This is a genomic window from Pseudoalteromonas rubra (genome assembly GCF_005887095.1).
Lineage (GTDB): Bacteria > Pseudomonadota > Gammaproteobacteria > Enterobacterales > Alteromonadaceae > Pseudoalteromonas > Pseudoalteromonas rubra_E.
Genome location: NZ_PNCI01000018.1, coordinates 1 through 21,465 on the forward strand (window position 1 = coordinate 1; position 21,465 = coordinate 21,465).

The 21,465-nt window shown below is 49.1% G+C and carries 20 protein-coding genes and 1 pseudogene; 8 read left to right on the forward strand and 13 right to left on the reverse strand.

The genetic code is table 11. The features are described from left to right. The first annotated feature begins 402 nt into the window (after positions 1 to 402). Positions 403 to 789 carry a winged helix-turn-helix transcriptional regulator gene (locus CWB99_RS08720; RefSeq protein ID WP_212748507.1) on the forward strand — a complete coding sequence of 129 codons (387 nt, stop codon included), beginning with the start codon at positions 403 to 405 and terminating at the stop codon, positions 787 to 789. On the opposite strand, the gene CWB99_RS08725 is transcribed toward CWB99_RS08720, so the two are convergent. The 3 genes from CWB99_RS08725 to CWB99_RS08735 are packed head-to-tail and all read right to left on the reverse strand — an operon-like array spanning position 790 to position 1,990. Further along, the gene (locus CWB99_RS08725) at positions 790 to 996 is read right to left on the reverse strand and encodes a tautomerase family protein (protein WP_138551145.1); all 207 of its coding nucleotides are present in this window, start codon (positions 994 to 996) and stop codon (positions 790 to 792) included. It lies immediately after the preceding gene. Positions 997 to 998: 2 nt separating this feature from the next. After that, the gene (locus CWB99_RS08730) at positions 999 to 1,382 is read right to left on the reverse strand and encodes a nuclear transport factor 2 family protein (protein WP_138551144.1); all 384 of its coding nucleotides are present in this window, start codon (positions 1,380 to 1,382) and stop codon (positions 999 to 1,001) included. Next, complete coding sequence (locus CWB99_RS08735) at positions 1,382 to 1,990, reverse strand: glutathione S-transferase family protein (RefSeq protein ID WP_138551143.1); 609 nt, start codon at positions 1,988 to 1,990, stop codon at positions 1,382 to 1,384. The genes CWB99_RS08730 and CWB99_RS08735 overlap by 1 nt, the downstream gene beginning before the upstream one ends. Positions 1,991 to 2,175: 185 nt before the next feature. Between CWB99_RS08735 and CWB99_RS08740 the strand changes: the two genes are divergently transcribed. Next, the gene (locus CWB99_RS08740) at positions 2,176 to 3,075 is read left to right on the forward strand and encodes a LysR family transcriptional regulator (protein WP_138551142.1); all 900 of its coding nucleotides are present in this window, start codon (positions 2,176 to 2,178) and stop codon (positions 3,073 to 3,075) included. 16 nt (positions 3,076 to 3,091) lie between these two features. Here the strand turns inward: CWB99_RS08740 and CWB99_RS08745 are convergent, their stop codons facing one another. Both CWB99_RS08745 and CWB99_RS08750 read right to left on the reverse strand, forming a co-directional pair. Continuing rightward, a complete protein-coding gene (locus tag CWB99_RS08745) occupies positions 3,092 to 3,802 on the reverse strand; it encodes a nitrilase-related carbon-nitrogen hydrolase (RefSeq protein ID WP_138551141.1) in 711 nt (236 codons plus the stop codon). Between the two features lie 16 nt (positions 3,803 to 3,818). Beyond that, positions 3,819 to 4,406 (reverse strand): alpha-ketoglutarate-dependent dioxygenase AlkB, encoded by a 588-nt coding sequence (locus CWB99_RS08750; RefSeq protein WP_138551140.1) that lies wholly within the window; start codon positions 4,404 to 4,406, stop codon positions 3,819 to 3,821. 151 nt (positions 4,407 to 4,557) lie between these two features. On the opposite strand from CWB99_RS08750, the gene rluA reads away from it, so the two are divergent. Then, entirely contained in the window at positions 4,558 to 5,211 is a 654-nt protein-coding gene (rluA, locus tag CWB99_RS08755; protein ID WP_171045295.1) for a bifunctional tRNA pseudouridine(32) synthase/23S rRNA pseudouridine(746) synthase RluA, read from the forward strand. Here rluA and CWB99_RS08760 read toward each other — a convergent pair. After that, complete coding sequence (locus tag CWB99_RS08760) at positions 5,189 to 6,511, reverse strand: M20 metallopeptidase family protein (RefSeq protein ID WP_138551138.1); 1,323 nt, start codon at positions 6,509 to 6,511, stop codon at positions 5,189 to 5,191. The two genes, rluA and CWB99_RS08760, sit on opposite strands and share 23 nt — an antisense overlap. Positions 6,512 to 6,683: 172 nt before the next feature. Between CWB99_RS08760 and CWB99_RS08765 the strand changes: the two genes are divergently transcribed. Next, complete coding sequence (locus CWB99_RS08765; protein ID WP_138551137.1) at positions 6,684 to 7,886, forward strand: HD-GYP domain-containing protein; 1,203 nt, start codon at positions 6,684 to 6,686, stop codon at positions 7,884 to 7,886. A 29-nt stretch (positions 7,887 to 7,915) separates the two neighbouring features. Here the strand turns inward: CWB99_RS08765 and CWB99_RS08770 are convergent, their stop codons facing one another. Together CWB99_RS08770 and CWB99_RS08775 are read right to left on the reverse strand one after the other, a co-directional pair. Next, positions 7,916 to 9,034: a general secretion pathway protein GspB gene (locus CWB99_RS08770; protein WP_138551136.1), complete on the reverse strand. Its 1,119-nt coding sequence runs from the start codon at positions 9,032 to 9,034 to the stop codon at positions 7,916 to 7,918. A gap of 9 nt (positions 9,035 to 9,043) precedes the next feature. Further along, positions 9,044 to 9,958: an ExeA family protein gene (locus tag CWB99_RS08775; RefSeq protein ID WP_138551135.1), complete on the reverse strand. Its 915-nt coding sequence runs from the start codon at positions 9,956 to 9,958 to the stop codon at positions 9,044 to 9,046. 92 nt (positions 9,959 to 10,050) lie between these two features. Between CWB99_RS08775 and CWB99_RS08780 the strand changes: the two genes are divergently transcribed. The 4 genes and pseudogenes from CWB99_RS08780 to CWB99_RS08790 all read left to right on the forward strand — a co-directional run bounded on the left by CWB99_RS08780 (position 10,051) and on the right by CWB99_RS08790 (position 16,116). Continuing rightward, positions 10,051 to 11,157: a tRNA nucleotidyltransferase gene (locus CWB99_RS08780; RefSeq protein WP_138551134.1), complete on the forward strand. Its 1,107-nt coding sequence runs from the start codon at positions 10,051 to 10,053 to the stop codon at positions 11,155 to 11,157. Positions 11,158 to 11,622: 465 nt separating this feature from the next. Then, positions 11,623 to 12,510 carry a TolB family protein gene (locus CWB99_RS08785; protein ID WP_138551149.1) on the forward strand — a complete coding sequence of 296 codons (888 nt, stop codon included), beginning with the start codon at positions 11,623 to 11,625 and terminating at the stop codon, positions 12,508 to 12,510. A 744-nt stretch (positions 12,511 to 13,254) separates the two neighbouring features. Beyond that, positions 13,255 to 13,719, forward strand: a pseudogene (locus CWB99_RS24880) (leucine-rich repeat domain-containing protein); the annotation flags it as partial. Positions 13,720 to 13,803: 84 nt separating this feature from the next. Further along, positions 13,804 to 16,116, forward strand: a complete 2,313-nt coding sequence (locus CWB99_RS08790) for a COR domain-containing protein (RefSeq protein ID WP_249331803.1) — start codon at positions 13,804 to 13,806, stop codon at positions 16,114 to 16,116. Here the strand turns inward: CWB99_RS08790 and CWB99_RS08795 are convergent. The 5 genes from CWB99_RS08795 to CWB99_RS08815 all read right to left on the reverse strand — a co-directional run bounded on the left by CWB99_RS08795 (position 16,113) and on the right by CWB99_RS08815 (position 21,248). Further along, positions 16,113 to 17,045 carry a glycosyltransferase family 2 protein gene (locus tag CWB99_RS08795; protein WP_054015918.1) on the reverse strand — a complete coding sequence of 311 codons (933 nt, stop codon included), beginning with the start codon at positions 17,043 to 17,045 and terminating at the stop codon, positions 16,113 to 16,115. The two genes, CWB99_RS08790 and CWB99_RS08795, sit on opposite strands and share 4 nt — an antisense overlap. Continuing rightward, on the reverse strand, positions 17,002 to 18,141 hold the full coding sequence (locus CWB99_RS08800) for a polysaccharide pyruvyl transferase family protein (protein ID WP_138551132.1): 1,140 nt from the start codon (positions 18,139 to 18,141) through the stop codon (positions 17,002 to 17,004). The genes CWB99_RS08795 and CWB99_RS08800 overlap by 44 nt, the downstream gene beginning before the upstream one ends. A gap of 245 nt (positions 18,142 to 18,386) precedes the next feature. After that, positions 18,387 to 19,070, reverse strand: a complete 684-nt coding sequence (locus tag CWB99_RS08805; RefSeq protein ID WP_138551131.1) for a sugar transferase — start codon at positions 19,068 to 19,070, stop codon at positions 18,387 to 18,389. A gap of 2 nt (positions 19,071 to 19,072) precedes the next feature. Then, on the reverse strand, positions 19,073 to 20,332 hold the full coding sequence (locus tag CWB99_RS08810; RefSeq protein WP_138551130.1) for a WecB/TagA/CpsF family glycosyltransferase: 1,260 nt from the start codon (positions 20,330 to 20,332) through the stop codon (positions 19,073 to 19,075). Between the two features lie 166 nt (positions 20,333 to 20,498). Then, on the reverse strand, positions 20,499 to 21,248 hold the full coding sequence (locus tag CWB99_RS08815) for a hypothetical protein (RefSeq protein ID WP_138551129.1): 750 nt from the start codon (positions 21,246 to 21,248) through the stop codon (positions 20,499 to 20,501). Between the last annotated feature and the right edge of the window lie 217 nt (positions 21,249 to 21,465).

Sequence of the window (21,465 nt, forward strand, 5' to 3'; positions counted from 1 at the left end):
TTATACCAATTTCACTTAATACCTGTTCTATTTGAAGGAGCAAATATGACGCTAACGGCGTTAAAAATTTCTCATTTAGAACAACTAAATAGCAAAATTTTTGCCTCGCCTACATGGATGTAGGTGCCTCAGCGATAGCAGGACGCGAGAGCGGTGTTATCGACCCTATTTTCTCGCCTCAAAATAGAACACTTAACTAAGCAGATTGGTATTACGACTTTTTGTGCTCCACAGAGTAAAGCTCGCAAAGAAAACTTCCACAAGTACAGGCTTGGACACTCAGTTTAGACCTTTAATCCAACCAGTTACTTATATATACTAAGGCCATTAATTGACAGTAACATGGCTCATTTCGACAAAGCAGCCTGTTTTATACTTAACCCAATTTCAGGAATTTGTATTGTGAGCGACACTAAAACCCAGGCCCGCAGGGTCTTTGAACAAAACGAGCGTTGCCCCATCCGTAATGTGGTGGCACAGATAGGTGACAAATGGTCGATTTTAATCCTGTTTGCACTGGTCGATGGCCCAGACCGTTTCAACGCCCTAAAATCAAGGATTCAGGGAATTTCGCAGCGGATGCTGACACAAACATTGCGTGACCTGGAACGCGATGGCTATATCAAACGTACCGTCTACCCCCAGGTACCAGTAAAAGTGGAATACGAGCTGACTGAACTGGGCCGGGGGCTCGCCAAACCCGCCTGGCAGCTGGTGTCCTGGGCCGACGATCACTTCGATGAAATAAACGCCGCCCGTACTCGGTATGACGAGGCCAATAAGCAGTAATTATTGTGCTTGTCGCTGCCTGAGCGCCGTGACCTGTTCAAAGCCAATCCCCCAGTTGTCAGTCGGGACTTCGTCAATGACCACAAACGTCGTCTGTGGATTTTTACCTAATACATCTACCATCAGCTGGGTGACACCTTTGATCAGTGACTGCTTCTGCGCGTTTGTCACGCCCTCATCGGTGACTTGAATATGAATATAAGGCATAGTTACCCCTGATATGTGTGTGGTAAATTCGCGTACATTTTGTTGACTATCCGCCACTGCCCCTGTTCTTTCAGCAGGCCCAGAAAGTCGATATAGTGATGTTCAAACAGCGGGCATAACACCTTGACCATAGCCTGTTGCCCAAGCCAGTCTATCGCCAGTATCTGATAGACAAATTCATCACCCTTTTCTGCCGGTGAAGTACGGTCGCTGACCAATTGCAGCCATTCATCCCGGGTGCGCCTCAAACCCGGCGCTTTGAGCCAGCAGTCGGGATGAAACAGGTTTCGTAATGTCTCACTATCGCCCTCATGCAGCCCTGTAAAGTAACATTGCACCATGGCCCGGATCTCACTCAGCTCCTTTTTCATTTCGACGTGATGCATTATGCCCCCTGCGCCTGTTCAGCCTGTAAGGCCGCGACAAAACCAGGCATGCAAGTAACCGCTTCAATCATGCTTGCAGTGCGAGGGGGTATTGTAATGTCGACAGGAAAGGCGGCTCCCCAACGCGAGTATACAGCCAGCAAAATATCAGCGACACAAGCATGCTGGCCACCCAGAAATGGCTGAGATTGCAACTGAGATTCAACCTGCTCCCATAACTGATTGATCACCTTTGCGGCCGCCTCAAACAGCTGCTGACGCACAGCACCGCCCTCAGCAACCTGAGCCACAAAAAACAATTTGGAGTAGGCTGGGTGCATGGTGGCATTGGCAAACAGCAAGTGCTCCACTGCACGGCGACGAGCGAGTCCCTGCTCTGTGGGAAACAAACGGCTGGGGTGCTTGCTGGTAAGGTGCAGCATAATCGCAGCCCCTTCAACCAGCTTGTCGTCGCCATCTATCAGTACCGGTACCTGTAGCCCGGGATTCACGGCGGAAAAGTCATTCAGGCTATCTGCGCGGATAAGCGTCACATCCTGCCTAAGCTCACGCAATACCGTATTTACGGCGAGTGAGCAGGCTTCCTGAATATAGTATAGGGTGTACATAGTCATAGTCCTTCTGTTGTGTTTCACGGGCGAATTCAGCGCTTCACCTGTGGATATGTTCAACCCTGTTAGTCTATGACTTGTGCATTGTTTGATATATAACCACAAAAGAAACCAAGTGTTCACACACAAGAAACAGTATATTCTTGATTTGATATGCTCCACTGTCGATAAGGATTATTTAAATGAATAAGTTACGTGCCATTGAACTCTTTGTGAAATTGGCGGAGATTGGCAGCTTTACCCGGGTTGCTGAACAGTTCAACACATCGAAATCGATGATCAGCAAAGAGATTAGCCGCCTTGAGGATCAACTGGGTGCGCGCTTGCTCTATCGTACCACCCGCCATCTCCAGCTGACCCAAGTCGGTGAAGGCTATTTACAACGTGCCAGAGACATTCTCAGTAAACTGGAAGAAGCGGACTCCTTTGTTCTGTCAACGCAGCAGGCGCCCAAAGGCAAGTTAAAAATTAATTTACCTATGGTGCTGGGGATCACAGATTTGGGGAAAGTGTTTGCGGACTTTATGCAGGCTTACCCAAATATAGAACTCGACATTCATCTTGGTGATGAGGATATAGACCTGGTTGAGCAAGGATTTGATCTTGGACTGCGCGCCACCAGCCGACCCATCGACAGTAATTACATTGGACGTGAAATAACCCGTTTTGACTATCACATTTGCGCCAGCCCCGAATACCTGGCAACGAACCCAACCATTGAGTATCCGCGGGATTTAACTCAGCATAACTGCTTTGAATACCGCTACTTTAAAGGAAAAAATATCTGGCCTTTGGATGAAGGAGTGAAGATTTCGGGCACACTCAAAGCGAACAACGTCCTTTTTATGCTGGAGTCCATTAAAGCTGGATTGGGTATTGGTATCTTACCTGAATTTGCCTGCCGGCAAGCAATTGCGAGCAAAGAGGTAGTCAGTATTCTGCCAGACAGTAAGAAGCCACGACTCACCCTGCTGGCACTCTATCCTGCCCGCCATCACGTTCCGGCCAGCGTGTTGCAATGCATTCAGTTTTTACAGCACTGGTTTACGCATCATTATCCGCATACTGACCAGATACTCTGATGCCGTATGAACCGGATCAAAGCGCTATCTCAACCACCCGCAATTGCTGAGATTCATCTCCCTGTGCCAGTACCTTGCCTTGTGGGTCTACAATCAGGCTGTTGCCAATGAAACGAACGCCCGTATTACAGTCGTGGTCCATACCCAAACGATTGGCGGCTATCACATAGACACCATAGTCTTTGGCCGCCTTTTTGATCACTTCCAGGCTATCCTCTCCGCAAAAGTTCGACGGATTAAGAATGATCTGCACACCCTGCTGCTTAAGCGCCTGCAGCCCATCTTCAAACCAGATGTCGTAACACAATAAGACGCCAATTTTGACACCCTGAACTTCATACACGCAGAAATCTTTACCAGGCACAAATCGTAACTGATCCGTTGACGCAAGATGCACTTTGCGGTGAATGCCTAGCAGACCATCCGGACCTGTCAGCAATGTACTGTTGTAGAGCTGCCCCTCATGACACTCAGCAAGGCCAGCAACAATACAAGCCGATTTTTCCTGAGCCAGGGCTTGCAGCATTAGTGAAGATGCACCCTGGTACAAATTTTCTGCCAGGTCAACGACTTGCTGGCGATCGAAGAATATGCTTCCCGTCGTGCACAACTCGGGCAGCAACAAGAGATCAAACTCATGAGGCATCATCAGCGCATGCTTGATGGCGTCACGGTTTTGCTCAGGCTCGGCAAACGCCACATCGAACTGAAAAAAGCCCACTTTCATCCTATTTCCTTACTTATCAAACCTGATCAAACTGACGAAACGTCAGATTAAAACGGGGACCTGCCCCTTCTGATGCCCGCGGCACCGCATGCTGATAGCGTGACTGAAAACCCTCGCCCATGATGAACAAGGAGCCATTTTCCAGCTCAACCGAGTGTACCTCCTGATGATCTTGGGTGTTGCGTATCAGAAAGGTACGCGCTGCGCCTATACTCAAAGAAGGAATAACATTAGTAGAACCAAACGCCGGCAAATCACAGTGAAAATCCATCCACTCTTCTCCGTCAGGATAATAAAGACATACGCACACAGGAAATACTAACCCGGTTTGCGCTGCTAGGCGCTGATGGATCTGCTCAATTAACTCAAACCAGGGTTGTTGTCTGCCGTGGAAAAAGCCGAACTGCCCCGATTTGGCGAGCCCCGGCTCCAACAAGTTAACTTTCCAGGGCAAAATAGCAGCCTCTGAGCCGTCTCCCATGGTAATGGTTTCAGGTTGTGAAAGGTCAAAGTGATCTGTCAACCACTGAAACAAAGCCTGGCTTTCTTCTTGAGTTAAAAAACCCGGGTCGTAGCTGTATTCGCAGTGTAGTGGTAGCTTCATACTTGATTCCTTTACGCGCTTAGGTTTTGCACTTTCACCTATCTTCTGACGGGTGTCAATAACAGGACATTACGTATATTGTGATTGGCCTTTTCACCTGACGCTAGGTAAAATGTCGGCCCTTGAAGTCGAAGCCAGTTGCAGGTTATTTGTGTTAGTCAATTACGCTCCCCCCACCGATCCCTATCTTGATATTCTCTATCAGGATGAACACATGCTGGTGTTAAATAAACCCAGTGGCTTGCTGAGCGTGCCGGGTAAAGATCCAAAGCACTGGGACAGTGTGATCAGTCGGGTTAATCTGGTGTATCCCAACGCAAAGATAGTCCATCGTCTGGATATGGCAACTTCCGGAGTGCTATGTCTGGCCATGCATAAAGCAGCGCATCGCTTTTTGAGTATTCAATTTCAGGATCGTCTGACCGCCAAACGTTATATTGCCCGGGTGCATGGTCATCTGAAACAGGAACAGGGTTCTGTGGATCTACCGCTGATCTGTGACTGGCCAAACCGTCCTAAACAAATGGTCTGCCACGAGACAGGCAAACCCTCTTTGACGCACTTTGAAGTGTTATCACATGAAGCCATGGCAACCCGAGTCAAGCTCACTCCGATCACCGGACGCTCCCATCAGTTGCGGGTGCATATGCTGTCACTCGGCCACCCCATTTTAGGAGATCGCCTCTACTCCCAAGGTGAAGCCCTGGCTGCAGCATCCCGGCTTCAATTGCACGCAGAAATGCTGCAGATCAGTCACCCTGAGTCTGAACAAATGATGACCTTTATTGCACCTGTGCCGTTTTAAACAGATCCAGCGCACTGGCGGTCATCGCACGTACACCGGTTTTTATGGTCAGCGGATAGTCCGGTGCAAACTTGCTCGAATGCAACGAAGGTAGCGCTTCACCCGAAAACTGAGCCTGCTGGTACGCCTCAGGCTCAACGCCACCCAACCAGAAAATCGTTGCCGGGATATTTTCCGGAGTGCGGCCATACAAGCCAAAGTCTTCGCCGGCCATCACAGGCTCAGCCTTGACGACGTGTTCATCACCAAGCTCAGCACGAATGCTCTTTTCAACCCGCACAGCGAGCTCAGGCGTATTGTAAGTCGAAGGAATGCTCTCTTCTTCGTGAACATATACAACCGGAGCGAGTTCTGGCGGCAAGCCCGCACTTTGCGCAATCCCCTTGGTCATGCGCTCCAGTGCGGCAATTTGCTGCGCACGGACATCGGGGTCGTATGAGCGCAGTGTCAGCTGAAGTTTAACTTCGTTAGAAATGATATTGTGTTTTGAACCACCATGAATGGAGCCTACCGTGATCACCGAAGGTTTTAACGGCGAAATTTCGCGGCTGGTAATGGTTTGCGCCGCAAGAACAATGCGTGATGCCAGCACCACAGGATCAACTGTGGTGTGAGGATATGCTCCATGTCCTCCCTTGCCTCTCACTGTGATATCAACTGAGTCCACATTCGCCAATGCATAGCCTGGCGCGATGGCAACCTGACCTGCCGGTAACGACGCACTGACATGTAGCCCCAGAACATGATCGGGCTTAGCAAAGCGGCTAAATAGGCCTTCCTTAAGCATGGCTTTCGCACCGGCCCCGACTTCTTCTGCAGGTTGAGCGACCATCATCAGAGTGCCCTGCCACTGATCGCGATTATTTGCCAGCTGCTGAGCGGTACCAATAAAACTGGTCATATGAATATCATGTCCACACCCATGCATGACACCGACCTCGTTGTTGTTGGCATCTTTAACCCGCACTTTAGATGCGTAGGGTTTACCGGTTTGCTCAACAATAGGTAAGCCATCGGTATCGGCGCGGATCATCACTGTTGGCCCCTCACCGTTGCGCAGTAACCCAACTACGCCATGCCCGCCAACCCGCTCGGTCACGTCAAATCCCAGTTGCTGAAGTTCATATGCCAGTCGCTTTGCGGTCTGCTCTTCCTGATAGGAAAGTTCGGGGTTCTGATGCAAATGCAAATAGAGCGCCTCTAACTCAGGCAAAGCCCGGGATACCTGGGTATCCAGTTGATAGGCCAGCGCGCAATGACTTACCAGCGCCAGCGATAGTGCAGATAGTAGTGTTTTCATCGTTGTTATTCTTACCGTTTTTTTGGATAACCAGCTTGCGAAGAAATTTTTCTAATTGCAACCTCTTTGCGTTATCAGGCTTGCAATAAAGGGCTCAACAGCACCGATTATTCCTTTCTTTCTGCATAACCTTTGCTAAGCTTAAAGTCTGAACAATCATCAAATTGCAGCCGTGAAAACGATTACTATCAATGACTTAAAACCTGGTATGTTTGTGGTCAGTGTCACCCGACAGGCAGGACACGTACGCGTTAAAAGCCAGGGCTGGGTACGCACTGAAGGCGCCATCGGCTCATTACAAAAAGCGGGCGTGCTCGAAGTTGAAATCGATCCGGACAAAACCCTGCAAGCCAAAACCGAGGTTCAGTCTGAACAGCCAAATGAACCACATCAGGATAATGTCACGGTGCATGACCCCTGGCACAAAAGCACCAGTGTTGAGGCCGAGCTGGGTCGTGCGAGTGCTTTATACGAGGAAGCCAAAGGACTGCAGGAAAAAGCCTTCGCTGACGTCAAAGCTGGTAAAGCCATCGCGGTTGAAGAGTTTAAACAAACGGCTTCGGGGTTTATTGACTCCATTTTTCGCAATCAGGATGCGCTGGCCTGCATTGCCCGGATCCGTGAAAAAGACAGCTATTTACTCGAGCATTCACTGAATGTGTCTATTCTGATGAGCATTTTTGCTAAACACCTTGGCCTTGAACGCGACATTATCGAGCAGCTCGCCACCGGCGCCTTGTTACATGACATTGGCAAAATCAAGGTGCCAAACGAAATCCTCAATAAACCCGGTAAGCTCACCGACAACGAATATCAGCAAATGATGGCCCATGCAAAATACAGCTATGAGATTGTTGGCGAAAGCGGACTGGGCCAGATAGCCACAGAGATTGCGGGCTTTCACCATGAACGTCTGGATGGCAGTGGTTACCCCTTTGGTAAACAGGGCGATGACCTGTCTCAGTATGTTCGCATGGCTGCCATCGTTGATGTTTACGATGCCCTGACAGCCGAACGCGTCTACAAGGTAGGGTTAACTCCAATCCGCGCCTTTCGTATTTTAAAAGAGGGTACCCCAGCGCATTATGACGCCGATCTGCTGGCCCATTTTATTAACTGTATTGGCGTGTATCCGGTGGGCACTCTGGTCAAACTCAAAAGCCAGCGTATTGGCGTAGTCGCTTCGAGTAACCCCCATGAGCCACTCAAGCCGGTGGTTAAAGTGTTTTATCACGCCAAGAACATGCTTTATACCGAAGTAAAAGACATTGACCTGGCAGATAAGCGTGTGACCGATGAGCTGGAAGCGGCGATCAAACCGGAAGAGTTCAGCATTGATCTGATCCGCTTTTTCCGCCACACCATGATGCCCTGACTAATAGCAATGTGTAGTTGGTATAAGTATTACTGGTTGTCAGGCCAGTCCTGCATCGCCTGCAGGGTAAACTCTATCCCATCAAAATCGAACATGGCTTGCTCTGGGGTGATCTCCACCAGCTGCAGGGCGCCCATGTTATCGCCTTCATACAATTCACGGTTATTCAGTTTAATCCAACGCTTTTGAGCATCGGTGGCGTAAATATGGGCCTGGTAACGCAACCTTGGCAGGCTGTTTTGCAGCTGCTCTGGCAGTAACTCAACGGGCGTTGCCCGGGCCGACCCACGGGTGCTGGACAAGACTTCAGAGACAATACGATCCGACTTAGGCGCAGTTTCCTCCACAGCCTGTTCAAATGCTTTCTTTAAATCATCGGGCACCCCAGCAAGAGCCTCAACCTCCTGGCGTTGGGCTTCTTGTCGGGCTGCGTTGGCACGAGATTGCTCCAGTGGCACACCCAGTACCCGATAGCCGCTTAAATCTTCCAGCGGCTGCTGGTTGTTCGACATTCTCTGATTTGCAGTAAAAACAGCCTGGTTAGTGGGCCGGAAACCTTGCTGTACCGCTGTATACTGATTACCGACGGGTTGCTGAACAATCTGACCATTGGCAGAGACCGGCACCAGCTGTTGCGAATAAACCGGTTGTCCCTGAGCATCAAAGCCAACCTGGACTGACATCCACTGATAGTGGATCTGACGCTGCGCGTTATGTATAACAGGATTAATCGCCGGATTGACACCCTGATTCATTGGTTGACTGACAACCTGACCAGTCTGAACAACAACCGGATTACCCATAGTAACCTGATTATGAGGCATCTGAGCATTTGCCGGTACTGTCGCAACTTTCGCTGCGGTCGTCGCCGGGCTGTCTTGCTTCTCTGCCTGATTCGCCACTGTAACATCTGCGGCGTCACTGTGTTCAGCGGCTGTTTTCGCAACCACCGCGTCGGCCGGCACCTTCTGAAAGGCTTCTCCGACAAAATAACCAGCACCCAAAGCACACACACTGATCAGCGCGCCACCCAGTGACAGACTTAAACGGCGATAAAAACGGACCTGTCGCTCATGACGTGATTGTTGATAATCCTGCTCAGAGTCGATTTGTTGAGATTGTTTTAATGCATTGATTAGGTACGACATATCACACCACTAAAAAATATACGAAAGACCAATGCCACAAATAAACATGGCAGCCATCCAGCCAGAAACCAGTACCGGCATGTTCACCCCGCGCTCTTTTGCCTGCGGAACCAGATCCAGTGGCAAGGCTTCTTTGGCAGCCTGTACGGCAACGGCCTTAGTCACCACTTGTTGCTGTGCAGAGTAGGTACCCAGTAAACAGCGGTCGGCCAGCAAGTTAATCAGCCGCGGAATGCCAGCTGTCACCTTATGCATATAGGCAATGGCCTGAGGTTCAAACAGACTGGTCTGGCAACCGGCCTTATTGAGACGATGCTTCACATAGGCAAAAACCTGAGATTCTGTCAGCGGCAATAAATGATACCGAGCCGTAATACGCTGTGCTAACTGACGCAACTCATTGCGTTTGAGTAGCTGCTGGAGTTCCGGCTGACCCACAAGCACTATCTGCAATAGTTTTTTATGGTCGGTCTCCAGATTAGTAAGTAATCGCAATTGCTCCAGCACGTCAGCAGCAAGGTGCTGCGCCTCATCAATGATCAACATAGTGTGGCCACCCTGCTGATGATTCTCCAGCAGACGTGCTTTAATGACATCGGTCAGTGACTTAAGCGTCGCATTGTCTGCGTCGTAGTCTATGTTCAGTTCATCACAGATACTTGCAAGCAGTTCCATTTCCGACAACGCCGGATTGAGGATAAATGCCACCTGCGTAGATTCGGGCAACTGTGCCAGCATGCTGCGGGTCACTGTGGTTTTACCTGTTCCCACCTCCCCGGTCAGCAGCACAAAGCCACCGGCATCGCCCAGGCCATAAGTCAGATGAGCAAGCGCTTCCTTATGGCGTTCGCTTAGGAACAAAAACTCCGGGTTTGGTGCTATCGAAAACGGCTTTTCGGTCAGACCAAAATATCGTAAATACACGGCTCGTCTCTTTCTTGTTAGAATGGGGCCTATAATGGCAAAAAAACGGCATAAGTTAAAACCTTGTTTGCTTTTTCAATACGGAATTTACCATGAAAATTTACCTGGTCGGTGGCGCAGTGCGTGATCAACTCCTTGGACGCCCTATTCTGGAGCGCGATTATGTGGTGGTGGGTGCCACCCCTGAACAAATGCAATCTCTGGGCTATCAGCAAGTTGGCAAAGACTTTCCGGTATTTTTACACCCCCAAAGTAAAGATGAACACGCACTGGCCCGCACTGAGCGAAAACAGGGCCAGGGCTATACCGGGTTTATTTGTGATTTTGCCCCCAGTATTACGCTAGAAGAGGACCTGATGCGCCGTGACCTCACGGTCAATGCCATTGCTCAGGATGAGGACGGCACACTCATCGACCCGTACCAGGGGCAACGAGACCTGGAAGCACGTATCTTGCGCCATGTCAGTGATGCCTTTGCTGAAGACCCTCTGCGCGTATTACGAGTGGCCCGCTTTGCCGCTCGCTATCATCATCTTGGCTTTACCATCTCACCAGAAACACAGGCTTTAATGCACCGCATGGTGGATGAGGGTGAACTGACTACCCTGACCAAAGAGCGAGTCTGGCTGGAGATTGAAAAGTCACTCAAAGATGGTGCCATTGAGGTCTTTTCTGAGGCACTGGCCAGCCTGAATGCACTCCACCTGGTGCTGCCCTGGCTGACTAACTGGACCAAGCAAAACAGCACAGTTTTGCAATCGCGTATTGCTCAGCTGGACAAACAAGACCCAGATTTTCTGACGGTCAGCTTTGCACTGTGGCAGCAAGATGCTCAGCTTGAGGGCTATAATCTGGAACAGGACTATAAGATCCCCAAAGCCTATAGCGAAGCACTGCGCGACCTGCAAACCGCATTGCCATTGCTACAGGGTCCCGACTGGCAGCCGGCTACTATCATGCAACTTTTCAGCGCGCTGGATGCATCGCGACGACCACAACGTCTGACTTTACTGTGCAAAGCCGCCCGCACTTTCAGTGATGAACTGGCGCAGCGCTGCGACATGCTGGCGCAGGCACTTCACCTTGCTGCACAAGTCAAGGCACAGGATGTCATCGCCAAAGGGGTTAAGGGACCACAAATCAAAGTCGAAATGGATAAGCTAAAAGAGCAGTCTATCAGTGCCTTGTTTAATACCTAACCGGATAACAAAGGAGAAGCAACCTACCTCAAAACTGATATTATCGCCTCGAGTTTAACTGCAAGACCTGCAAAGCATAGCTCAGAGTCGGGCCGACACCACCGACTCGGCAGCCAAGACTTTCAAAGCGTAACAGTGCCAGCAACAACCCCCTCTGCTGGCACGTTCAGGTGAATTCCTGCACTCATACTCAGCACTGTCACTTCTGTTCATTGCGCTCACAAAAAAGCGACACCTCAGCACAACGCATACCCCGTAGCTAAAACCTCATCCATTTAAAACCATAAACCACTGAAAAGTATACTTTTAATATTAAAATAAAGAATTCAGCCGAATATCAAGGAAACATCATGTGTTTTTTAGGCTGTTCAATAGAGTGTCGTTAGCCGCTGTGACAAAACCGTTCACACTGCGACCTGACATGACAGAGGAACGACGATGACTCAAAACACCTTTATTTTAATTATGAAACCTGTCACCCTGACAACTATCGCATTAAGCACCTTGCTGGCCAGTACTTTGGCGCAGGCGAAGGATGAATTCGGCACCATCACCGGCCCGTTAATGGGCCAGAAACCACCAGGCATGACCGCCGAGCCCTTTGCCCCAGGTATTATTTCCAAAGCAGACTGGGAGCTGGAAGGGGTCTTTGCGCCGGGCATGAAGGAGTTTTACTTTACTCTGGACCGGGGTGTCTATGAAGGGCCCAACAAAACCGGTTTTCGCCCGACTGTGATTGGCTTCAGACAACAGAACAACACCTGGGTGAAGTTCACCGAGTTTTTACGCATCGGCGAAGTGAGCTTTTCGCCCGATGGCCAGCGCATGCATATGGCCGAAGGCTACCGGGACCGCAAGGGCGATAACTGGACAGAGCGGCAAAGTCTGGGCCCCATGTTTGAACGCGAGGACTGGGGCATTATGCGCTTATCGGCATCCCAAAAAGGCACTTATGTCTTTGATGATTATAAAAACAAGGTAGTACGCATTTCCGAGGTTAAGAATGGCCAGCGACAAACACCACGGGTGATGAGTAAAGTAGTCAACTCCGGTGGCATGACCGCCCACCCCTTTATCGCGCCCGATGAGAGCTATCTGATCTGGGATAGCGAACGCGAAGACGGCTTTGGCGATTCCGACCTGTATATCAGCTTTAAACAACAGGACGGCAGCTGGGGAAAAGCAATCAATATGGGCGAGTCCGTTAACTCAGATAAATGGGATGCCTACGCCACCGTGACACCCGATGGTAAATACCTGCTATTTAACCGCGGTGTCAGTGACGACAACAAAAATGTAGATATCTACTGGGTCGATGCCAGCATTATAGATACCCTCAGAGCCCGGCAGTAACACAGTAAAGCTCTGCCAGCGGCTGGCACCGTACGAGGTGTCAGCTGCTGTGTTACCAATACACTTTTCCTTTGTCGTTAAGCATTTGCCTCCATCGCTAAAAGCGGGTAAAACTATTCCCCCGTTCAGCACCGGCAAGGAAAAGGTATGTCAGCAGAAGTCCTCAAACGTATTCAACAAGAACAAAAAGCCAAAACCGGGGTGCTAGATCTCTCCGACTGTATTTTTGACAGCCTGCCCGATGAATTATTTGAGCTAACCTGGTTGAAGGTGTTGTATTTGAGGGTGGCATACCTAAACAGTGTACCCGATAAATTAATTAAACAACAATTCCCAGTATTTCCCACGCCCTCTAAAAGAATAAACTGGGTTGAATTATCGCACACGCAACCTCTGGATAAAATTCAAAGCCCGAACCTTAGCTTGTTAAGTCAGCTGGAATGCTTAATAGCAGACCATGCCTTTGAAAATCAAGAAACACTTTCCCATATAAACCAATTAACCAGACTGCGTGTATTGTCCGCCACGACCAGAAAAACCCCATTCAAACTTAATTTATCTAAACATCTCGAACTTGTGGCTTTGAATTTAGAAAAAACACACATACCATCAAAACTATTAGGTTACCTTCCTAAAAACCTACATTTCTTACAAATTAATGAAGCTGAAATTGAAGATACAGCATGGATTTCTTCTTTGAAAAACATAGAGCACTTGAACTTAAGCAGAAATAAAATAACAAACATGACTCCGGTAAATAAGCTGACGGGCTTAAAAACTCTCGACCTCAGCTTCAACCCTCTGAAAAGTATTCCATCACCAGTTAAATTACCAAATTTACGCGATTTAAATATATCCAATACTAATGTATCAGAAATCAATGAGCTGGCCCTTTTTAAAAACCTAAACACTCTGAATGCAAGTGGTTTGGATCTAAGAAATATAACTGAAATCTCATCACTAAAAAATCTTATAGACTTATCTCTATGGGACAATAAAATTGAAGACATATCACCGCTTTCATCACTGGTAAAACTTGAATATATTGATTTGTCTGACAACATAATTACGGATATATTTGATTTATCGAGACTAATTAAATTAGAATCATTAGATCTAGAAGGAAATGAAATAAAGGATGTATCTCCGCTCTCAAGCTTGAAAGAGTTAGTTTCTTTGGATTTGGATTATAACCCCATAACAAATATTGCACCACTAACTAAACTGGTTTCATTAAAAACTTTACGTTTGGCAAATTGCAAAATATCGTCACCTCTACAATTTGCATCATTTATGAACCTATCAGAGCTTTATATCAACGCCAATCCTATTGAAGAAAAGTACTCTTTATCGCTGGCCCCCCATAAAAACCACCTTCCTGAAATCAAAAACCTACTGCTACGCCTTAAAGATACCAACAGTGAAATTAAACTCCCCTGTAAGGTGGCCTTTTTGGGCAACCACAGTGCAGGTAAGTCCAGTCTGATCCATTACTTAGAGAAAGGTAAGTTAAACACCAATACCCGCTCTACTCATATTCTGGAAGTTGCGTATTATGTGCTCCCAGACAAGAGAAAGAAGCAGCAAGACAAACTAAACAACCCGGCACTCCCGGATGCCATTTTTTATGACTTTGGCGGACAAGATTATTACCACGGAGTATACCGGGTATTTATGCAGCATAAGGCGCTCACCTGTTTATTGTGGAAAGACAAATGTAACCACACCCGTCAGGCGAAAGACAGCCATGGCGAGATGACCCAGCATTTTTCACTGGATTACTGGCTTGCTCAGTGGCAGGGGTTGCGTGAAGCCGAAGAGGCGAAACAAACCCCACTGCTGTTGATCCAGACGCATGCCGACAACGAACCCCGGGGCTGCCTCACGCCAGAGCAAGCCAAAGTGGCAGATAACCAGTTTTATATCAGCCTGGATAAGACGGGTGATTCCGTCGTGAATCAGGCCGCTTTACACTATTTGCAGACCAGCCTGAATGAGCTGATTGAAAAACATAAGCGCACCGCGCCGGGCGACCCCTGGTATCAGGCATTTATCAATTATATTCTAAAGCGCCAACAAGAGCGCGACTTACATACCTATACCCAGCTTGGCCACCTGGTGAAACATTACAAGGCTCGCTCGGACAATGATAAAGAGCACCTAAAAACTGAACTGACACAGTTACACCGCCAGGGCCTGGTGCTTTATTACCCCCAGATCAGCGACAACAAGGTCTGGCTAAACCCGCAGGCAGTGATCCGTCATATTCACACCGAGATCCTTGATCTGGGTACCCTTAAAAATAGCGGTGGCCGGGTGGCTAAAGAATACTTTGATCTGCTGGTTGATGAGCAAGAAATCGATACCGACCTGATTGCGCTGCTTAAACAGGAAAAAGTGATTTTTTATCATGGCCACAGCGATGAATATATCATCCCCAACTACCTGCCGCTGGCCAAGCAGGACCCCAATGGCTACGACCTGCTGACCTTTGGCTATGATCAGACCCTGGCCTTTACGCTGAGGTTTGCCCGCTTTATTCCCATGGGGTTAATCAATCAGTTGATCTGCCACTTTGGTATTTTACCCGACGCCAAAACCTTCTGGCGCAATCAGCTGTTATTTACACTCGGTGTCAGGCAAGATGAATCCGGTAACAAAGACACCAGTCAGGCCAGCAAAGTGCTGATCAAAGTCACTTACCACCCCGAGATCCGCGTACGTGTCTATATCAGCGGACCAAAAGCACAACGGCTGCGGCACACGGCCTATTTATATTATGTGATTATGGGCCTGTATCATGATTTTGATATTACCCGGGAAGTCGCGGAATTTGAGGCTGGCTTTAAAGCCTTTAGCGAGACCAGGGACTCGAATAAAAACCTGGAGAAGCTACAGAAAGCCTTTAAACATCATAATTACTATGTAATTTACAGCCACCCACCCAAAGATTTAAGCATCTCTCTGGATAACACACATTTTGTCAGCGCAACGAAACTGGCCAACAGCGACACCGGCACCAAAATTATGGTCGAAGGGACCAGTCAATTGCTTGATAGCGCCGACTTTCAGCCTTTTACCCACCATCACCTGCGCCGCCCGCTTAAGGTGTTTATCTCCTATTGTCATGATGATATGGCTTACAAACATACACTGGAAGCCCACCTGACCAATCTGGTACGCGACCACAGTATTGAGATCTGGCAGGATGGTCTGATCAAGCCCGGTGAGCTGTGGGACAGCCAGATCCGCAGTGCCATAGACAAAGCCGACGTAGTGATCCTGCTGGTCAGTCAGGCGTTTATTGCCTCCAGCTATGTGCATACCGTTGAGCTGCCCAAAGTGCTCGACAAACTCGCTGACAGAAAAACCCGACTCTACCCCGTGTTACTGAGTGCCTGCGATATTCAGGGCTGGCAGCTGTGGCCACAGGACGTAAAATCCTCGTTGCTGGGTAACCAGGCTGTAGATATGGCAAGCTATCAGTTTTTCCCGCAAGATGATAAGCAGCGCCTGGTCCCCATCAATCAGCTGGCCCATCCCGAGCAGGCCTGGACTGAGCTGACTACGGCGCTGCGAAAGGAAATCAATGCCCAGCGGAATTAGCGAATAACCCCCAAAGACATGCGCGATAGCGCCCCTCTGAGCACGCTTAACATCATATAGGCGCTCCAGTGCAGTGGCTTGGCGCGCGCCACCGGATTGGCCAGCAAGCGCAATGCATGGCCGTATAAACGATGCTTAATATTGCGTTTGGCCAGGTCGCAGATGTGGGTCGCCACATATTTATGGGCCATCGCAGTGTGCGCCACCTCACCGTTTTTAATGGCAGTCAGTAAACGCTCAGCAAACGGACACAGCTGCGACGGCGGCGCTTTATCACAGGCACTGCCCGGCGCGCCCAGAAAGTAAAAGCTCTCAATTGCAGGAGAATACGCAATACGCGATTTCAGGGCGGCCTGCACATAAAAACTCTGATCTTCTCCCATCCATTCACCCACCGGGAACCCGCCCAGCTGGTTAAATGCCGTTTTGTCGACCACTAAGCTCGACATAGTAAAAGGTAAGTCGCCGTTCGCCGCTACTTCAAAGTAGTTGTCCATCTCATAGCCCTCTGGAGCCCAGTTGGTGAGTGCAATTTTGGCATCGATATACTCACCATTGTCCAGCACCTTTTGATAGCGCGAAGCAAACAACCCCGCCTGTGGAAAGGTCTGGATCAATTCCGCCATACGTGCCAAAAAGAAGGGGCTCCAGGTATCATCGGCATCAAGAAATGCCACATACTCATTGCTTGCCGCTTTAACGCCCTTATTGCGTGCAGCAGAAACGCCCTGATTGCTCTGACGCACCAGACGCAGATTAGGCAGGCCCAGATCAATCACTTTTTGCGGACTGTCATCAGTAGAGCCATCGTCAACGACTATGATTTCCGCGGCCTGATGGTGTTGTGCATGAACACTTTGCAGCGCCCGGACAATACACTCGCTTTTATTGTACAGTGGAATAACGACTGTGAATTGAATGCTGTTCATAGTTTTCGCTCCAGTTAGAAAGTGACAAAGTGATGGCCTGACCCAGGCCCAGAGTGGGTGCATCAAAGCCGCGATCCAGGCCGCGATACATCACCCGGAACAGGGTGTCCGGACTAAATTCGTTGGCGTCAAAGGCGTACTGCTCAGGCAAGCCAATCTGTTCACACCACTGCGTGCATTTGGCGTGATATTGCAAACTAATAAAGGGCGTTTGCGTCATATAGGCATAAATTTGTGCATGCAGTCGCATCCCCACCATGACCCTGAACATCGCCATACACTGTAAAATACTGGCCGGGTTCGCCACATAGTGGATCCGCTTAACCCGCACATACTCAGGCAGGCGAGCCACTATTTTGTCGTGGATTGCTCTGTCACTGCCTTTTGTCTGGTCGTTCAGATCCACCAGATAAATGTCTTCGTTGGTAAAGCTCCACACTGTGGTAATAAGGTCAACGGCTTTGGCAATCCGGCGCAGTTCATTGTGCTCGTTGACACTGCCAAACGCATCTATAGATTGCGGACAAAAGTTGAAGGCGATCCCCTGACGCGCCACCGGGTTCAGTCTTCCTTTCAGGTGATGCAACAAAGAAGGCGCAAGGTCAAAGGTGTGCTTCAGGTTAGCGTGAGGTGCCAGTGACTTGGCAATCTCATAGCTTTGCTTGTCACGCAGGGTAACCAGCCCACATTCGTTTAAAAACTTCTTACACTGCTGTTCATCATCCAGGGTTTTGAATGACTCAATGCCCACACCCAGCGCCATGGCCTGTTTGCGACCACTCAGAGCCATCATGTGGCGCTTAAGGGCGATATCGCGGCTGCTGTGCAATACCGAGCCACCACCAAAAATGACATGGTTTGCGCTATAGGCATGACGGTAATGCCACAGCCTCTGGTGACCGCGAAACAGCAGCGGCTGTTGTCCACTGCACCCCAACTGATTGACCAAAGGGTCGCTGTCTGGTGCGCTGATGGTGAGCTGTTCACTGCCCAGAAAATGCCGGGCGCCCATCGCCGCTGCCAGCATAAGCGCATCGTCACCGCTGTTACGCATGCCATAGTAGCCGACAATATAAGCTTTGTTTTTTGCTGTCATTGTGCTGCCTCGCTAAGTTAAGATACTAAGTGATTGCAGCTCTCATGCCAAAATTTAATCTTTTGTTTTTTAATGACTTTATTAATTTCTTTGCACTCATACAAACGCTAATTTGCAAAAGGCGACGCGTTGTCACACTGCAATTATCAAAATAGAAATGGACTTTTAAAAAAGAAAAACCACCGACTGAGTGGTGGTTTTATGTGAAGGTACAAATCGGATTCAAGATAGTGCTCCTGTTGAGTTTAATAAGCGCCTTTGGCGGCAATAACACACGGAATGGTCTTGAGTAAAATGCTCACATCGTTCAGTGCGCTTTGCTCCATAATATACTGCTTGTCCAGCTGAACCTGTTGCGCAAATGTCGTATCGGCACGGCCCGTCACCTGCCACAAGCCAGTCAGACCTTGTTCACTGTTCAGGCGTCCTAACTCATGCTGTTTGTAAGCATGTACCTCTTTTTCCAGCGCCGGACGCGGACCGATTAACAGCATGTCGCCACGCACCACATTCATCAGCTGGGGTAACTCATCAATTGAGTACTTACGGATAAATGCGCCAATGCGGGTAATGCGCGGGTCATTGCGGTACTTAGCACAGACCCCTTCACGGTCGCTTTGAGCCGGATCAGGGTTACGGAAACGCGGATCTTCCGGCATATACATAGAGCGAAACTTATACATAGTGAAGCGACGACCCAGCTTGCCCACCCGGACCTGCTTGTACACACAGGGACCCTGACTTTCCAGTTTGATTAACGCTATCAGAACCAGCAGAAACGGGCTGAGCAGCAGTAATCCGGTTATCGCTGCCAGGCGTTGTAAGCAGGCCGGAATACCATGGTGACGACCATCCAGTTTAACCTGCGCAGATGCCGACGGAGTTACTGGAGTGAACTGAGTTGCTGTGGTTTTTTTGATGCTATACATGATTAAAATCCTCGCAAAGCTTGTTGTAAAACGTAAACACGGAATAGAAAAATCGGATTACCTAGCACATAGCGGTTAAATTTGGCTCTGGGTTCCTGGATCAGGCGCCAGATCCACTCAAGACCCAGCTCTCTCATCCACATTGGCGCACGCGCTATGTTGCCAGAGAAGAAGTCGAATAAGCCGCCCACGGCCAGTGCACACTGTGCCTGGAGTTTATGCTTGTTGTTATCTATCCAGATTTCCTGACGAGGCGACCCCAGCGCCACCAGCACTATGTCGGCGCCGCTTTGATTAATGGTGTTGCAGACTTGCTCGTCATCATCGAAATAACCATGATGAACACTGGCAATGTGCAATCCGGGATACTGCTGACGTAAATTGCTGGCCGCCTGCTCGGCAACACCCGGTTGTGCACCCAGCAGAAATAACGAACGCTTGCGCTCAACAGCGGCTTCGCAAAGCGCCGGCAGCATGTCTGTGCCGTTATTGTTGTCGGCCAGACCCATTCCCGCCTGACGCGCCGCGATGCGCATACCTGACCCGTCGATAAAGTTGCGGTCGCTGCTCTGTAGCGCCTGGTAAAGACGGGCATTCACCGCCGACAAATTAACTGAGTTGACGTTGATGTAATAGGCCGCTCGACATGCAGACTGTAACGGCTGCTGCTGTGCCCCCTGAACAATCCAGTCGACCGCCGTTTGCATGCGAGTGTTACTAAAGGGAATGCCAAATAGTTCGCTGTGTGATGGCATGGATGCAGACTTGCGATACAAGCACAGGCACAGCATCACCTTGATAACCAGACAGGTATCAGCAAACACACTCTGATCTCTTTGTTGCTGCAGCAACGCTAAAGGCGCTTTAACACTGAGTCCGGTCAAACTGTACAGCCACAGGCTGTCAAACAGACCCGGACTGCTGCACGGGGAATGGAAACGCCTGATCACAGGAATACTCACACCGTCGCGTACTAACGGATTGCCTACCAAACGTATCGTGCCACCCAGCACATTTAAAATGGCAGCGCTGCGTTTAAACAGCCCAGCCTGCCAGCAATATAAACGCACTGGCTGCGCGCTGATGTCAATCCAGGTCAGGCGTTTTAGCGGCGCTTTGAAACACAGTAAAGCCAACACACAATTAACAGAAAACACGGGCAACAATGTTGCAACCAGTATCAGGGCAACACAAAAACGCAATGCTTTACGTACTGTCGCCTCGCCTGGCTCTGGTGATGATGTAGTGAGATTAAATGACATCGCGTCCTCCGGTGTTTATCTGTTCACGACAAGGATATAGCGAGGACCATGCCAAATTTTAAGTCATTGATTAAAAATCAATTTATTGGTTTTCAATGTTTTTTTAAGGAGCAAAAGTGCGTTGCATTTTGGGAATTTTTTTATTTTGAGAAGCGCCATGCGGCGCTCAGACAGAGGGGAAATAACGCGGATATAGCCGCTGAATTTGCGCCAGGGTTGCAGGAATACGCAGCTGAACTACGCCCAGCTTGCCTGCCTGCTGATCAGGTTGGGACAGACTATAGCCTAACAACAGACGTGAACATTTGAAAATAAGGGTATGGAAACACTTATCCAGCCAGGAGCATTTCAGCGGTCCATAGTTAAAGTGACGAATGTAGTCAGTCAGCTCTGCGTCATAGGTGTTGTTCCAGCGCCGGTCCAGCTCCGCCACCCCCTCACAGTTGTTGGCATAATGGATCACATGGCCATTTTCACCCCAGCCTATTCCTTGCGACTCAGCCACAGGCTGAGTCATGGCCGCAATCAGGGTGTCAAGCCACTCAATTGCCCGGGCACAGTTGCGCATCAGCATCACCCCGGAATTAAACGCGCCACTATAGCCTCTTGCCAGATGTAAAAAGGTGTTTTCGTCGTATAACGTCTCTAGTGCCGGGCACGTCGTCTGAATACAGGCGTCAGCATCGACAAACAGGACCTGTTTATAGCCAGAAAGCAGTGCAGCTTTGAGCAAGAATAATTTGAGCCAGCAGCACTCCGCCCCCAGCCTGTTAAACCAGGGGCGCGTAACCACCACATAATCGTATCCCATACGCCTGGCGTAGCGGCGCTGGCTGTTTAGATAACGTCGGTAACGCCACTGGTAACCATTCAGGGCAACACTAAACACCAAAGTGTGCGATCTATCAGCGCTCATACTCACCTCCTTTATCGTTTTCCCTACTCAAGCAAGTATTACACCGATCGCAAAAAACAGCACATTAAACCCAATTTCTCCCTACTTGCCTGGGTGGTTTTGAAAAATGGCTATTTTTTGTTTGCAAAGCGCAATGCAGTGCAATTTGCGAAAAACGCGCTTCCCGTTCAAACAAAAACCATAACATACTGATTATAATGACATTAATTTTTGGCAT